At 73.4% G+C, this 13,925-nt stretch carries 16 protein-coding genes; 2 read left to right on the top strand and 14 right to left on the bottom strand.

Annotation, left to right across the window (positions count from 1 at the left end; genetic code table 11):
• Nucleotides 1-55 precede the first annotated feature (55 nt).
• The 9 genes from alc to ABD993_RS02445 all read right to left on the bottom strand — a co-directional run bounded on the left by alc (nucleotide 56) and on the right by ABD993_RS02445 (nucleotide 8,050).
• Nucleotides 56-1,282, bottom strand: coding sequence for an allantoicase (alc, locus tag ABD993_RS02485; RefSeq protein ID WP_345412215.1), 1,227 nt, complete (start codon nucleotides 1,280-1,282; stop codon nucleotides 56-58).
• A complete protein-coding gene (gene allB, locus ABD993_RS02480; RefSeq protein ID WP_345412214.1) occupies nucleotides 1,279-2,628 on the bottom strand; it encodes an allantoinase AllB in 1,350 nt (449 codons plus the stop codon). Before allB ends, alc begins: the two co-directional genes overlap by 4 nt.
• Complete coding sequence (locus ABD993_RS02475) at nucleotides 2,625-3,434, bottom strand: urease accessory protein UreD (RefSeq protein WP_345412212.1); 810 nt, start codon at nucleotides 3,432-3,434, stop codon at nucleotides 2,625-2,627. The genes allB and ABD993_RS02475 overlap by 4 nt, the downstream gene beginning before the upstream one ends.
• A gap of 25 nt (nucleotides 3,435-3,459) precedes the next feature.
• The gene (gene ureG, locus ABD993_RS02470; protein WP_345412211.1) at nucleotides 3,460-4,164 is read right to left on the bottom strand and encodes an urease accessory protein UreG; all 705 of its coding nucleotides are present in this window, start codon (nucleotides 4,162-4,164) and stop codon (nucleotides 3,460-3,462) included.
• Nucleotides 4,165-4,177: 13 nt separating this feature from the next.
• Complete coding sequence (locus ABD993_RS02465) at nucleotides 4,178-4,948, bottom strand: urease accessory protein UreF (protein ID WP_345412209.1); 771 nt, start codon at nucleotides 4,946-4,948, stop codon at nucleotides 4,178-4,180.
• Entirely contained in the window at nucleotides 4,948-6,654 is a 1,707-nt protein-coding gene (locus ABD993_RS02460; protein ID WP_345412208.1) for an urease subunit alpha, read from the bottom strand. The genes ABD993_RS02465 and ABD993_RS02460 overlap by 1 nt, the downstream gene beginning before the upstream one ends.
• Nucleotides 6,651-7,001 (bottom strand): urease subunit beta, encoded by a 351-nt coding sequence (locus ABD993_RS02455; protein WP_345412207.1) that lies wholly within the window; start codon nucleotides 6,999-7,001, stop codon nucleotides 6,651-6,653. Before ABD993_RS02455 ends, ABD993_RS02460 begins: the two co-directional genes overlap by 4 nt.
• A gap of 76 nt (nucleotides 7,002-7,077) precedes the next feature.
• Nucleotides 7,078-7,380: an urease subunit gamma gene (locus tag ABD993_RS02450; RefSeq protein WP_345412206.1), complete on the bottom strand. Its 303-nt coding sequence runs from the start codon at nucleotides 7,378-7,380 to the stop codon at nucleotides 7,078-7,080.
• An 85-nt stretch (nucleotides 7,381-7,465) separates the two neighbouring features.
• Nucleotides 7,466-8,050, bottom strand: a complete 585-nt coding sequence (locus tag ABD993_RS02445) for a hypothetical protein (RefSeq protein ID WP_345412204.1) — start codon at nucleotides 8,048-8,050, stop codon at nucleotides 7,466-7,468.
• 146 nt (nucleotides 8,051-8,196) lie between these two features.
• On the opposite strand from ABD993_RS02445, the gene ABD993_RS02440 reads away from it, so the two are divergent.
• On the top strand, nucleotides 8,197-9,477 hold the full coding sequence (locus ABD993_RS02440) for an adenylosuccinate synthase (RefSeq protein ID WP_345412203.1): 1,281 nt from the start codon (nucleotides 8,197-8,199) through the stop codon (nucleotides 9,475-9,477).
• 67 nt (nucleotides 9,478-9,544) lie between these two features.
• On the opposite strand, the gene ABD993_RS02435 is transcribed toward ABD993_RS02440, so the two are convergent.
• From ABD993_RS02435 to nth, 5 genes are read right to left on the bottom strand one after another with little or no spacing between them, the layout of a single operon-like run.
• Entirely contained in the window at nucleotides 9,545-9,952 is a 408-nt protein-coding gene (locus tag ABD993_RS02435; RefSeq protein WP_345412201.1) for a PaaI family thioesterase, read from the bottom strand.
• An 11-nt stretch (nucleotides 9,953-9,963) separates the two neighbouring features.
• On the bottom strand, nucleotides 9,964-11,157 hold the full coding sequence (locus tag ABD993_RS02430) for a MarP family serine protease (RefSeq protein ID WP_345412199.1): 1,194 nt from the start codon (nucleotides 11,155-11,157) through the stop codon (nucleotides 9,964-9,966).
• 43 nt (nucleotides 11,158-11,200) lie between these two features.
• Nucleotides 11,201-11,902 carry an NUDIX hydrolase gene (locus tag ABD993_RS02425; RefSeq protein WP_345412198.1) on the bottom strand — a complete coding sequence of 234 codons (702 nt, stop codon included), beginning with the start codon at nucleotides 11,900-11,902 and terminating at the stop codon, nucleotides 11,201-11,203.
• Entirely contained in the window at nucleotides 11,899-12,525 is a 627-nt protein-coding gene (locus ABD993_RS02420) for a TlpA family protein disulfide reductase (RefSeq protein WP_345412196.1), read from the bottom strand. The genes ABD993_RS02425 and ABD993_RS02420 overlap by 4 nt, the downstream gene beginning before the upstream one ends.
• Before the next feature lie 34 nt (nucleotides 12,526-12,559).
• Nucleotides 12,560-13,354: an endonuclease III gene (nth, locus tag ABD993_RS02415; protein ID WP_425568880.1), complete on the bottom strand. Its 795-nt coding sequence runs from the start codon at nucleotides 13,352-13,354 to the stop codon at nucleotides 12,560-12,562.
• 149 nt (nucleotides 13,355-13,503) lie between these two features.
• Between nth and ABD993_RS02410 the strand changes: the two genes are divergently transcribed.
• A complete protein-coding gene (locus ABD993_RS02410; protein ID WP_345412194.1) occupies nucleotides 13,504-13,752 on the top strand; it encodes a hypothetical protein in 249 nt (82 codons plus the stop codon).
• Nucleotides 13,753-13,925: the final 173 nt, after the last annotated feature.

Genomic DNA, 13,925 nt, shown 5'->3' with positions numbered 1-13,925 from the left:
CCTTCAACACCCTCCTGCCATATCCCCGGCAGCCACGCCGTTAGGAATTACTCGTCTAGAGGCGGCGGGGGGCGAAGGCGTCCAGGAGCTCCTGGGGCCACTGCATGCCCGGCTGGCCCGCCACGCGCAGGGCGCCGCGGATCAGGGCCGGGTCCAGTGCGGCGCCGGTCAGGGCGTCCCGCAGGTGCATCGGGGGCAGGGCGTCCAGCCAGGCCGCGGCCGCCTTCTCGACGGCGCTGTCGACCAGCTCGCCGTTCGCGCGCAGCCGGGCGAACCCGCCGTCCGGGAAGATGTCGATCTTCAGGTGGGTGACGGTGCCCGCGCCGGGGCCGACCCGGAAGCGGTGCGGGGTGTCCGGGCGCACGGTCCGGCGGTGCACGATCGGTGTCCACAGTCGAGAGACGATCGCCTCCGGCGAGATGTCGCCCTCCACCCGGGCGCCGGAGATCTGCACCTCGCCGGGGGCGTTGCCCACGAAGTGGCTGGTGTCGAACTCGATGTCCCGCAGCTTGCTGAGCCCCGCCAGCTTGACGATCACCCAGTCGTTGCCGCTGTCCCGGCGCCGCGCGGTCTCCCAGCCCTCGCCCATGGTCCGTGCCGGGCCGGGGAGCAGCAGGTTCGCGGGCGACGAGTAGAACATGTCCGAGCAGGTCACCACGAGCCCGCCGCGGTCCTGCGCCGCCAGGTCGACGGTGCCGTGCAGCAGCCGCGGGTCCACCACCGCCTCGCCGTGGACCCGGAAGCGTGCGACCCCGCCGTCGGGGTGGATGGTCAGTCGGACGTGCGTCCACCGGTGGGTGCTGGTGACCTCGTAGACGTTCGCCCGGTCGCCCTTCGCGGGCGACAGCGGCACGATCGTCTCCCACTCGGCGGCGGCCAGTTCGGCCTCGCCCGGGTAGTCCTCCAGGGCCGTGGCCTCGACCGAGATCTGCGGCGGGTAGTTCCCGCGGAAGTACGAGGTGTCGACGACGACGCCGCGCACGATCCCCGGGATCCCCAGCCGGACGATCGCGTGGTCGGAGCCGGGCTCGCGGCGGCGGCGGGTCTCCCAGCCGTCGTAGACCTTGCCGCGGTAGCCGAACTCGGTGCGGGGCTGCACCGGGCCCGGCATGACGAGCGCGGCGCGGTCGGCGAAGAAGTCGTCGTTGGCGGCCACCACGGCGCCGCCGAGCCTGCGCGCCGCGAGGTCCGGCAGGCTCACGAAGTCCGCGTCCATGTCCGGCCCGTCGAGGCGGGCGGCCTCACGGGACCGGGGGCGGGCGGGGGTCTCGGGCCGGGTCATCGGTCTCCTCGTCGCAGCAGCTTCCCGGCGGGTGTGCCGGTGGTGTCGATCCTGGACCCCCGCAGCCAGGTCTGCCGCACCACCCCGGAGAGCGCGCGGCCGTCGTAGGGGGTGACGGGGTTGCGGTGGGCGAGGCGCCGGGCGTCGACCACGAAGGCGGCGTCCGGGGCGAAGACGCAGAAGTCCGCGTCGTTGCCCAGCGCGACGGATCCCTTGTGCGGCAGGCCCGCCAGCCGCGCGGGGCCGGTCGCCATCCACTCGACGACGTCGGTGAGCGCGTGCCCGCGCACCCGCGCCCCCGACCACACGGCGGGCAGCCCGACCTGCAGGGACGCGATCCCGCCCCAGGCCGTGCCGAAGTCCCCGGTGTCGAGGTGCTTGAGATCGGCGGTGCAGGGCGAGTGGTCGGAGACGACGATGTCGATCACGCCGTCGGTCAGTCCCCGCCAGAGGATCTCGCGGTTCTCCGCCTCGCGGATCGGCGGGCAGCACTTGAACTGGGTGGCGCCGTCCGGGACCTCCTCGGCGTTGAAGGTCAGGTAGTGCGGGCACGTCTCGACGGTCACCCGCACCCCGTCGCGGCGCGCGCTGGCCAGCATCGGCAGGGCGTCGGAGCTGGACAGGTGCAGGACGTGCACGCGGGCGCCGGTCCATCGGGCGCGCTCCAGCAGCCAGGCGATGGCCAGGTTCTCCGCGCCGCGCGGCCGGGAGGCGAGGAAGCTCTCGTACAGCTCACTGCGCAGAGGCCCGCCCACCCCGGCGCGGTCGATGGCGTCCGAGTCCTCGGCGTGCACGATGAGCTGCGAGCCCATCGCGGCGATCCGGGACAGGACGCCCTCGAGGTCCTCGGGCGGGAGCGGCTGGAACTCGTCCACACCGGAGTGCAGCAGGAAGCACTTGAAGCCGAAGACGCCGGCGTCGTGCAGGCCGCGCAGCTCGTCCTCGTTGCCGGGCACGGCCCCGCCCCAGAACCCGACGTCCACATGGGACTGGGTCTCGGCCGCCTTGCGCTTCACCTGGAGCGCGGCGACGTCGATCGTCGGCGGGATCGAGTTGAGCGGCATGTCGATCAGGGTGGTGACCCCGCCGAGCGCGGCCGCGGCCGTGGCGGAGGCGAAGCCCTCCCACTCGGTGCGGCCGGGCTCGTTGACGTGCACGTGGGTGTCGACGAGGCCGGGGAGCAGCACCTCGTCCTCCCCCAGCTCGACGACGGTGTCCGCGGCCAGGTCGTAGTCGTACGGCTCGATCGCGACGATCGTGCCGTCCTTGACGCCCACGCAGCGGTCCACCTCGCCGTACGCCGTGATCACCCGGCGGGCGCGGAAGACCAGGTCGAGCTCGGTCACGGTACCTCCTCGGCGTTCGCACGAACGGCACTCTCGTGCGGTAGGTCCGCACGAACGGCACTTTCGTGCAGGGTCTGGCGGGTCCAGCCGGGGTGGGCGGCGACAGCGTCGGCGAGTGCCCGCTGGGTGCTCACCGCGTCCGGTCCGACGGCGGTGGCGAGGCTCCCGCGGCGGGCCAGTGGCGTCAACGACCACCACTCACCCGCGGCGGCCTCGCCGTCCGGGCCCCAGAGCAGGACCTCGGTGCCGAGCACGCGACGGCCCGCGAGGTGGGCCGGGGAGGCCTGCAGGACGGGATCGCCGAGGTCCTGGGTCTGGTGCAACAGGGGCGTGTGGCCCTGGGTGAGCCGGGTGGTGCCCCGGTAGCGGCCGCTGGGCTCGTTCGCCCGGCCCGCGACGAGGACCTCGCGGGCACGCAGCCGCGCGGACTCGTGGAGCTCCGCGTGGAACAGGGTGTGGTGGTCGGCCCGCGCGGTGATCACGGTGGGTTCCGGCAGGTACTGCACGCTCGCGGCCTCGTCGATCGCGAAGCGCATCGTCAGGGTGCTCGGGCCCGCGAGGGCGACCGCGGCGGCCACCCCGGTCAGGACCAGGTCGGCGCCGGGGTCGACGCGCACGTCCAGCTCCACGTCGTCCCCCGGGAGAGGGGTGCTCGCCGAGCCGACGAGATGGACCGTCACCGCGCTGTCGTACGCGGCCGCGGTGCCCCGGCGGGGGACGAGGGAGAGCGGGGACTGCGAACGCAACTCGCGCACCACACTGCGGTCACCGACCCGCTCGACGGTCAGGATCGCCCGGGCATGCATCAGCGCACCGCCGCAGAGGTGGGCACTACGCCGGCACCCGGGCGGACAGCTGTGCGAGCACCCACGCGCCGACGTCGGTGGCCGCCGGGTCCTCGACCAGCGACTGGGTGATCACGGGGAGCTCGCCGCGGATGCGCGCGGCGTCGCCCGTCATGACCTCCATGTTCGCGCCGACCAGGGGCGCGAGGTCGGTCTTGTTGATCACCAGCAGGTCCGCGGTGGTGACGCCGGGGCCGCCCTTGCGCGGCACCTTGTCGCCGCCGGCCACGTCGACCACGAAGATCTGGGCGTCGACCAGGCCGCGGGAGAACACCGCGGTCAGGTTGTCGCCGCCGGACTCCACGAGGACGAGCTCCAGGTCCCCGAAGCGCTCCTCGAGGGTGTCGATGGCGTCCAGGTTGGCGGTGATGTCGTCCCGGATCGCGGTGTGCGGGCAGCAGCCGGTCTGCACGGCCTCGACCCGGTCCGCGGGCAGGACGGCGTTGCGGCGCAGGAAGTCCGCGTCCTCGGTGGTGTAGATGTCGTTGGTGACGACGGCGAGCCGGACACGCTCGCCGAGGCTGCGCGCCAGGGCCGCGACCAGCGCCGTCTTGCCCGAGCCGACGGGGCCGCCGATGCCGATCCGGAACGCCCGGCCGAGTGTGGGCGTCGGCTCGTGGTGGTCGTGGTCGGTCTCGGTGGGGTCGAAGGAGATCAGGTGGCCGTGGCCGTGATCGTGGTCGCCGCTCATGGGTCTCTCCACTTCAGGAGGCGAACAGTCGCATCCGGTCGTGCTGGTGGACATGGGTCTGCGCCATCAGGTCGAGGACGGGTGCGCCGGGGGCGGGGAGGTCGCGGCCCGTGCCGACTCCGGCGACGACGGAGTCGAGCGCGGGGCCGAGGCGGACGAGCGCGGCGTTGACCGCGAAGGGATCGAGCCCGAGCAGCCGCACCGCGGCGGAGGCGGGACCGGAGACCGCGAGGTAGGCGACGCAGCGGGCGGCCTCGGCCGGGGGTTCGCCCGCGATCCCGCACACCGCCCCGACGAGCAGGGGGTGGTGGGGGCGGGGGTGGACGGCGACGAGGTCGTCCAGCACGGGGGAGGGCCAGGCCGCCCGCACGGCGCGCAGGGTTCCGCGGCCCTGAGCCCGCGAGGCCTCCCGCTGGGCTTCGGAGGGCGTCCGCGCGTCGAGCTCGGCGTCCAGCTCGGACCACGACGCCGCCACTCGGGGTCCCCAAGCGTCAGTGAGCGGTGCTTGGGGACCACAGGCGTCGGCGACCCCCGGTGCTCGGGGTCCCCAAGCGTCAGTGAGCGGTGCTTGGGGTCCCCGAGCGTCACGGGCCACGAGCGCTGCCGCAGCCGCGAAGGCCGCCCCGATCAGGCCCGCGGTCTGCAGGCGGCCCCGCAGGAAGGACTCCAGGGTCGGCACGTCGCTCACCAACCCCCGCGCCACCGCCTCCTCGACCCCACCGGAATGGACGTGCCCGCCGCCCGGGAAGCGGGCGTCGGCGAGGACCAGGGAAGCGAGCCCCATCAGAACAGGAAGTACCGCTGCGCCATCGGCAGCTCCGAGACCGGGGCGGGCTCGACGACCGCGCCGTCGATCCGCACCTCGAAGCTGTCCGGGTCCACCTCGACCTCAGGCGTCGCGTCGTTGTGCAGCATGGACGCCTTGGTCACCGAGCGCGTGTCGTCGCAGGCCACGGCACCCTTCGCCAGCCCCGCGCCGAACCCGGACTCCAGCGCGACCGGCGCCACGAAGTTCAGCGACGTCGCCGACGCCACCAGCGGCGAGGCCCCGAACTGCGGACGCGCGAACACCGGCTGGGGCGTCGGGATGGAGGCGTTCGCGTCCCCCATCTGGGACCAGGCGATGAACCCGCCCTTGAGCACGACGTCCGGGCGCACGCCGAAGAACTTCGGCTCCCACAGCACCAGGTCGGCCAGCTTGCCCACCTCGACCGACCCGATCTGCGAGGCCATGCCGTGGGCCAGCGCGGGGTTGATCGTGTACTTCGCGACGTACCGCTGGGCTCGGGCGTTGTCGGCCGCGCCGTCCCCGGGGAGGGCGCCGCGGGCGGACTTCATCACGTGCGCGGTCTGCCACGTCCGGATGATCACCTCGCCGATGCGGCCCATCGCCTGGCTGTCCGAGCTCATCATCGAGATGGCGCCCAGGTCGTGGAGGATGTCCTCCGCCGCGATCGTCGTAGGCCGGATGCGGCTCTCGGCGAACGCCAGGTCCTCGGGGACCGAGGCGTTGAGGTGGTGGCAGACCATCAGCATGTCGAGGTGCTCGTCGAGCGTGTTGACGGTGTGCGGGCGCGTCGGGTTGGTCGACGACGGCAGGATGTTCGCCTTCCCGACCACCTCGATGATGTCCGGCGCGTGCCCGCCGCCCGCGCCCTCGGTGTGGAAGGCGTTGATCGAGCGCCCGGCGATCGCGGCCAGCGTGGACTCCAGGAACCCGGCCTCGTTCAGCGTGTCCGTGTGGATCGCGGCCTGGACGCCGGATTCCTCGCAGACCCGCAGGCAGGCGTCGATCGCGGCGGGGGTGGTGCCCCAGTCCTCGTGCAGCTTGAAGCCACCGGCGCCCGCGCGCAGCTGCTCCCACAGCGCGTCCGCGGAGACGGTGTTGCCCTTGCCCATGAGCAGGACGTTGATCGGCAGGTGGTCGAGCGCCTGGAACATCCGGTGGAGGTTGCGCGGGCCGGGCGTGACGGTCGTGGCCTTGGTGCCGTCCGCCGGTCCCGTCCCGCCGCCGCCCAGCGTGGTCAGCCCCGCGGCGAGCGCGGTGTCGACGAGACCGGGGGTGATGAAGTGGACGTGGACGTCGATCCCGCCCGCGGTGAGGATCCTGCCGTTCCCGGCGATGACCTCGGTGGACGGGCCGATGGGGAAGTCCACGCCGTCCATCGTGTCCGGGTTGCCCGCCTTGCCGATCCCGGTGATGCGGCCATCCGTGATGCCGATGTCCGCCTTGACCACGCCCCAGTGGTCCAGGATCACCGCGCCGGTGATGACCAGGTCCGGGGCGCCCTCGGCCGAGGTCACCGTGGACTGGCCCATCGACTCGCGGATGACCTTGCCGCCGCCGAACATCACCTCGTCCCCGGACGCGGCGCCGCGGCTGCGGTCCTCGGTGACCTCGATCAGGAGGTTGGTGTCCGCCAGCCGGATCCGGTCGCCCGTGGTGGGGCCGAAGAGGTCGGCGTAGCGGCCGCGCTGGATGCTCGTCACTCGCTGCTCCTGGAGTCGAGGTCGCCCGCCCACTCGGCGCGCAGGCCGGGCACGCGGCGGGCGCCGGCCAGCGGCACGAGCACGACCTCCTTCTCGACGCCCGGCTCGAACCGCACCGACGTCCCCGCCGGGATGTCGAGATGGGTCCCCCAGGCCGCCTCGCGGTCGAACTCGAGGCCCGGGTTCACGGCCGCGAAGTGGTAGTGCGAGCCGACCTGCACGGGCCGGTCGGCGGTGTTGGTCACCACGAGGGTGGTCCGGGGACGGCCGGGGTTGAGCTCCACGGGTTCGTCCCCCGGGATGATCTGTCCCGGCGCCCAGCCGCCGGACCTGCTGCCGCCGCTCACCGCCGCCTCCCCGCTGACGCTCGTCGGCCGCATTCGCGGAAGCCCTGTGTCCGATGGTTCGCTCGCACGCGCTCGCTCACGTGATCGGGGAGTGGACGGTGACGAGCTTCGTCCCGTCCGGGAAGGTGGCCTCGACCTGGACGGAGTCGATCATCTCGGGCACGCCGTCCAGCACTTGCTCGCGGGTGAGGACGGTGCGGCCGGAGTTCATCAGCTCCACGACGGAGCGCCCGTCCCGCGCGCCCTCCACGACGTGATCGGTGATCAACGCCACGGCCTCGGGGTAGTTCAGGCGCAGGCCACGGGACTGACGGGCGCGGGCGACGTCGGCCGCGACGTGCACGAGCAACTTGTCCCGCTCCTGAGGGCTCAGGTGCATGGCGACAGTTCTACGGCCCGCATGTTTCGCCCCCGTTTCGCGGGGTCATATATCCGCTCACCCTGCGTAGTCACATCGCTGCAGGTCAGGGGCGCACGAACAGCCAGTCCGCGGTGTGCCGGTACCAGGTCCAGCGGGGCACCGGTCGCGGGTGCGGCACGCCCTCGACCTCGACGAACGCCTCCACACAACCGATCTGCAGGGCCCGCCCGGTGGCCGCACGGACGTTCCTGCCCGGCAGGGACGAGACGCCGTCCGGCCCGGGGACGGCGACGAGCTGTCTGGTCCGGCCCCGCAGGACCAGCTCGTCGTCGCAGTAGGCCTCGCCCTCGACGTCCCGGACCACACCGCGGCCCACCAGCACGCCGCCGGAGTCGTCCCTGATCAACGGGGTGGGCCGCGCCGGGGCGTCCAACGCGAGCGCGGCGGCGTCTCGCGGGAGGTTCCAGGCCTGCGCGACGGCGGACCGCCGGGTCGCGGGGACGAAGGCCACCTCGATGTCCAGCCGGTCCCGGCGCAATAGTCTGACCAGCACGGACGCCAGATCGGCGTCCTCGCCGTGCACGATCACGCGGGTCGGTTCGCGCTCCTTGAGCACGGGGTCGACGTCGTCCCTGCCCGGTCGCGCGGGCAGGGAGACCGCGGGTACGTGGGCCAGGACGCCGGGCACCCGTCCGAGCCGCGCCGCCGGGCGGCTACCGTGGAACGGGAAACGGCGCACCGGCCTGTCGCCACAGGTCAACAGCACCAGTTCCTGATCGATCGAAGCCACTAGATCGGTTACCCTCCCGCCGCAAGCCAGGACTGGAGTTTCACATGCCGGCGATCGTGCTGATCGGTGCCCAGTGGGGCGACGAGGGCAAGGGCAAGGCCACCGACCTGCTCGGCGGGTCCGTGCAGTGGGTGGTGCGCTACCAGGGCGGCAACAACGCCGGCCACACCGTAGTCCTGCCCGACGGGCAGGACTTCGCGCTGCACCTCATCCCGAGCGGCATCCTGACCCCGGGCGCCAAGAACGTGATCGGCAACGGCGTGGTCGTGGACCCCGGGGTGCTGCTCGAGGAGCTCGAGGGCCTCGAGAGGCGCGACGTGGAAACCACCGGCCTGCTGATCAGCGCGGACGCACACTTGATCATGCCGTACCACGTGGCCATCGACAAGGTGACCGAGCGCTTCCTGGGCAAGTCCAAGATCGGCACGACGGGCCGCGGCATCGGCCCGGCCTACCAGGACAAGGTGGCGCGCGTCGGCGTCCGGGTGGCGGACGTGCTGGACGAGAAGATCCTGCACCAGAAGGTCGAGGCGGCCCTCGACTTCAAGAACCAGGTGCTGGTCAAGGTCTACAACCGGCGGGCGCTGGACCCGGTCGAGGTCGTCGACACGGTCCTGCGGCAGGCCGAGGGCTTCAAGCACCGGATCGCGGACACCCGGCTGCTGCTCAACCAGGCCCTCGAGGCGGGCGAGACGATCCTGCTCGAGGGGTCGCAGGGCACGCTGCTGGACGTCGACCACGGCACCTACCCCTACGTGACCAGCTCGAACCCCACCGCAGGCGGTGCCGCGGTGGGCTCCGGCATCGGGCCGAACAAGATCGACAGGGTCATCGGGATCCTCAAGGCGTACACCACGCGCGTCGGTTCCGGCCCCTTCCCGACCGAGCTGTTCGACGCCTCGGGTGAGTACCTGCGCAAGACCGGCGGCGAGGTGGGCGTGACCACGGGCCGCCCGCGCCGCTGCGGCTGGTTCGACGCGGTCATCGGCCGCTACGCGCAGCGGGTCAACGGCATCACGGACTTCTTCCTCACCAAGCTGGACGTGCTGTCCTCGCTCGAGCGGGTGCCGGTGTGCGTCGCGTACGAGGTGGACGGCAAGCGGGTGGAGGACATGCCGATGACGCAGACGGACGTCCACCACGCCGTCCCGGTCTACGAGGAGCTCCCGGGCTGGTTCGAGGACATCTCGCACGTCCGGTCCTTCGACGACCTCCCGGCGAACGCCCAGGCCTACGTCCACCGCATCGAGGAGCTCACGGGCGCCCCGGTCTCGGCGATCGGCGTCGGCCCGGGCCGCGACCAGACCATCACCCGCGAGGTCTGAGCGCCCCGCGAGTCCCCACCCCCGCCCGCGTGTCCGACACCCCAGCCCGCGAGTCGGACCGCAGGGCTCAGGACCGGGGCCGGTGGCGGGCGAGGATCGCCGAGGCCTTGGCGACCCACAGGTCGCCGACGGTGACCCGGGCCGAGGTGAAGACCGTCCGCCCGCCGACCCGGTCCACGGTCGCCGCGATCTCGAGCCACGCGCCGATGTCCGCGGGCTCGAGGTAGTCCAGCGTCATCGAGATCGTGCTGACGGTGGACCCGTCGGCGAGGCTCATGCGGGTGCCTCGCGACACGGCGACGTCCACGACCGTGGCCAGGAACCCGCCGTGCGCCTTGCCGTGGGTGTTCGCGTGCTCGGGGAGCACGCGCATCCCGAAGCGGCCGATCCCGGGCCCGCGGTACAGCGGGCCGACGAACGTCATGAACGGCGCCATCTCCATGGGCTCGAAGCCCGCGGGCACCTCGTCGGCCACGGCAGGACCCGTCACGCGGCGCAGACGCCGGTGTCGGCGGCCCTGGTCGCGGCGGGGGCCTGGGCGAGTGCGGCCGCCACCTGGGGCGCGGTGAGGACGAAGCCGGTCTCGGAGTCGTCCAGCGCCGCGCCGAAGACCACGCCGAGGACCTGGCCGTCCGGCGCGATCATCGGGCCGCCGGAGTTGCCGGACTGGACCTTCGCCCGGACCGTGTAGACGTCCCGGGTGACCGTGTTGGCGTCGTAGATGTCCGGGCCGCGGAGCTGGATGCGGTCTCGCACCTTGCCCGCCGAGATCGTGTAGGGCCCGTCGAGGGGGTAGCCGAGGATGATCGCGTCGTCCCCCGCCGAGGCCGGGGCCTGCGCGAACCGCAGCGGCTCCACGTCCAGGTCCGGGACGGCGAGCACCGCGACGTCCACCTCGGGGTCGTAGCTGACCACCCGCGCGTCCAGCTGCCGGATGCCGCGGGAGGTCTGGACCTCGACGGTGGTGTCGTCCGTCCCGGCGACGACGTGCGCGTTGGTCATGACCCGCTGCGGCGCGACCACGAAGCCGGTGCCCTCCAGCTGCCGCTGACACGACGGAGCGCGGCCGTGCACCTTGAGCACCCGGTCCCGCACCTCCGCGACGATCGGCAGGTTGAGCAGCGCCGGGTCCGGCGGGCCGACCTGCTGGATCGGGGTGGCCTGGAACGGGCTGAGCACGTCCGGGAAGCCGGAGCGGTCCAGCAGGGTGCGCAGCTCGGCGGGCAGCGTCCGGGCCTGCTCGGGCATCACGGAGTCCACGCCCTTGAGCACCTGGGAGCTGCGCACGCTGGCCGCCAGCCCCGGGAAGCTCGCCGACGCCAGCGGCAGCGCCACCAGCCACGCGGCCACCACGACCGTGATCGCCTGCACGACCGCGCCGAGCGTGGAGTCGATGGTCAGCACGCTCTCGCCGCGGATCCGGTCCCGGATCTTGCGGCCGAAGAACACCCCGATCGTCTCCCCGAGCGCCACCAGCAGCACCACGACGACGATGCTCACGATGATCCGGGTGGTGGGCGCCTGGATGCCGCCCACGAGCAGCGGGGCGAGCCGCACCCCGAGGATCGCGCCGCCCAGCACTCCGACGAACGACAGCAGCGCCACCGCCAGCCCGTGCCGCCAGCCGGACACGGCCGCGACCAGGGCCAGGACGACCACGACGACGTCCACCCAGCTCATCGGCCGCGCTCCGCGCCGTGCCGCTCGTCCACTGAACCCGCCCTCACGTGCCCGAGGCCTCCTGCCCGGTGTCCCCCGACCGGGCGGCCGCCCAGGCCGCGCCCAGCTCGAGGACGCGGTCCTCGGCCCAGGGTCGTGTCCATCCCCCACGATCCAACAGGGCGGACAATAGGCCCCCGGTGAAGCCCCACACGAGCACCCCCGCCACCAGGAACGCCGCGCCGCGGTGCCCGCTCGGGTGCACCGTGGTGATGCGGTGGGCGGGCTCGGCGAGGTCCGCCAGCGGCACGCGCAGGACCTGCGCGGTCTCGGCCTTGTCGACGGCCCGGACCGGGGTCGGGCGCGCCCAGTGCGCGAGCACCGGCGTGACCACGAACCCCGACGGCGGGATGAACAGCTCGGGCAGCAGCGCCAGCGGCACGACGCCCGCGGGATCGAGCCCGGTCTCCTCCTCCGCCTCGCGCAGCGCGGCGCCGACCGGCCCGGTGTCGCCCGGGTCCAGGCGGCCGCCGGGGAACGCGACCTGGCCCGCGTGGTTGCGCAGGGTGGACGCCCGCTCGACGAGCAGCACCTCCGGGCCGGCCCCCCGCTCGGCGAACAGCATCAGCACGGCGGCGCGGCGGGTCGCGTCCGGCGGGGGCGCCATCCGGTGCCCGCTCAGCTCGCCGGTCGTCGCGCGCGAGACGCCCTCCAACAGGGCCTCGAGGAACGGCGGCGCCGCGTCGGGGCGCAGGACCTCGCTCATCCGACCGACCGCCCGACGGCGGCGGCCACCTCGTCCGCCGACGCGAACGGGACCGGCGGGTCGACCCGGGCGACCGAGCCGTCCGCCCGGACGACGTAGCTGGCCGGGATCGCGGGCGGGACCTGGAGGGCGGCGCGGACCGCCCCGTCCGGATCGGTGACCGAGGGCAGCCGCACGCCGAGCTCGGCGAGCATCCGCAGCGCGGCGGCATCGGTGTCCTGGATGTCCACCAGCAGGACCGGGACGGCGCCGGGGCGTGCCGCGTACTCGGCGAGCGCGGGCAGCTCCGCGCGGCAGGGGAAGCACCACGAGGCCCAGACGTTGACCAGCGCGGGCGCGCCCGCCAGCCCGGCGCCGACGTCCGCGGGGGTGCCGTCCCCCAGGCACGGCACCGTCAGCCCGGCCAGCGGACCCGCGGCGGGCCCGGGTCCCGCCGGACAGGGCGGCAGGGCGGCCGCCGCACGGAGCCCGGCGAGGTCCGCCGCGACCGTGGGCGGCGCGGGCGAGGGTTCGCGGGGCGCCGAATCCCGCGGCCACAGCGCGACGACGCCGACGACGACGAGCACCAGCACCACGAGCGAGCTGACGATCTCCGCGCGCCGCCCCCGCAGGGTCTCCCTCACGCGCTCGGCCCCGCCCGACCCGGATCCGGTGCGCTCACTCCTCGCCCAGCCCCGCCAACGCGAGCAGGTGCGGCGCCTCCGGACCCTTGACCAGCTTGGCCGCCGCGACCGGGTCCTCCGGGCCGAGCCCGAACGACGGGCACTCCATCGCCAGCGTGCACGCCCCGCAAGCCGGCTTCTTGGCGTGGCAGACCCGGCGGCCGTGGAAGATCACGTAGTGCGAGGCCATCGTCCAGTCCCGCTTGGGGATCAGGGCCCCGACCTCGTGCTCGACCTTGACCGGGTCCTCCTCGGTGGTCCAGCCCCACCGCCGGACCAGCCGCCCGAAGTGGGTGTCCACCGTGATGCCGGGGACGCCGAACGCGTTCCCCAGGATGACGTTGGCCGTCTTCCGGCCGATTCCGGGCAGCGTGACGAGATCGTCCAGGTTGCCGGGGACCTCGCCGCCGAACCGCTCGACCAGGGCTGCGCCCAGGCCCATCAGCGCGTTCGCCTTGTTGCGGTAGAAGCCCGTCTGGCGGACGTACTCCTCCAGCTCCGTGCGGTCCGCCCCGGCGTAGTCCGCCGCGGTGCGGTAGCGGGCGAACAGCGGCGGGCTGATCTCGTTGACCTTCTTGTCCGTGGACTGCGCGGACAGGATGGTGGCGACGGCGAGCTCGAGCGGGGTCGTGAAGTCCAGCTCGCAGTGCGCCTCGGGGTAGGCGACGGCGAGGGACCGCAGGATGCGCCCGACCCGGCGCGCGCGGCCGATGCTGCTCTCCCCGGCGGCGATCCGCGCGGACAGCTTCGCGACCTCGCGGCTCGTGGGGCGCCGGAGTGTGGTGGTCACGCCCGCGAGACTACGTCCGGCCACCGACGACCCGAGAGGTACCCACGGAGAGTGAGCAGCCGGCTGCGGACCTCACTCGATCACGATTGCGACACGCCGGGACCCCGGTGCCACCCGCGGGCCGCGGGTAGGCCATCATCGACCCCGATATGACTGCGTGGCTGGCTGTTCTCGTACCGCTTCTGGTGATGTTCTTCGCGCTGGGCATGGAGCGCGTCGAGTCCCGGCTGCGGGAGTCCACGCTGCGTCAGGACGAGCTGGACGAGCTGCTCGAACGGCCCCGGCCGGACGAGGTGCGGGCGTTGTTCCGACAGGGCACGGGTCGCGCCCTCGAGCTGTTCCGGCTGCGCAACCGGGGCGGGAGGCGTTCCGCCCGGCGGAGTAAGGTGTCCTCGTAATACCCCGTTCGGCCTGCGCAGGTCGTCCGGGTGGGGGGCCCGAAGGGTCGTCCCCGCACCTCGAATGCTCCGTTCGAGCATGATGTTCGCGTCACACTGTGCGGATCGACCCCCTAGACTGGCGCGCCGATGATCCCCGCTGACGCCGCGAGGGATGTGGACGAGGAGCAGGT

It is taken from the genome of Pseudonocardia xishanensis, assembly GCF_039541715.1.
GTDB lineage: Bacteria > Actinomycetota > Actinomycetes > Mycobacteriales > Pseudonocardiaceae > Pseudonocardia > Pseudonocardia xishanensis.
This window is presented reverse-complemented; position numbering and strand designations above follow the sequence as displayed.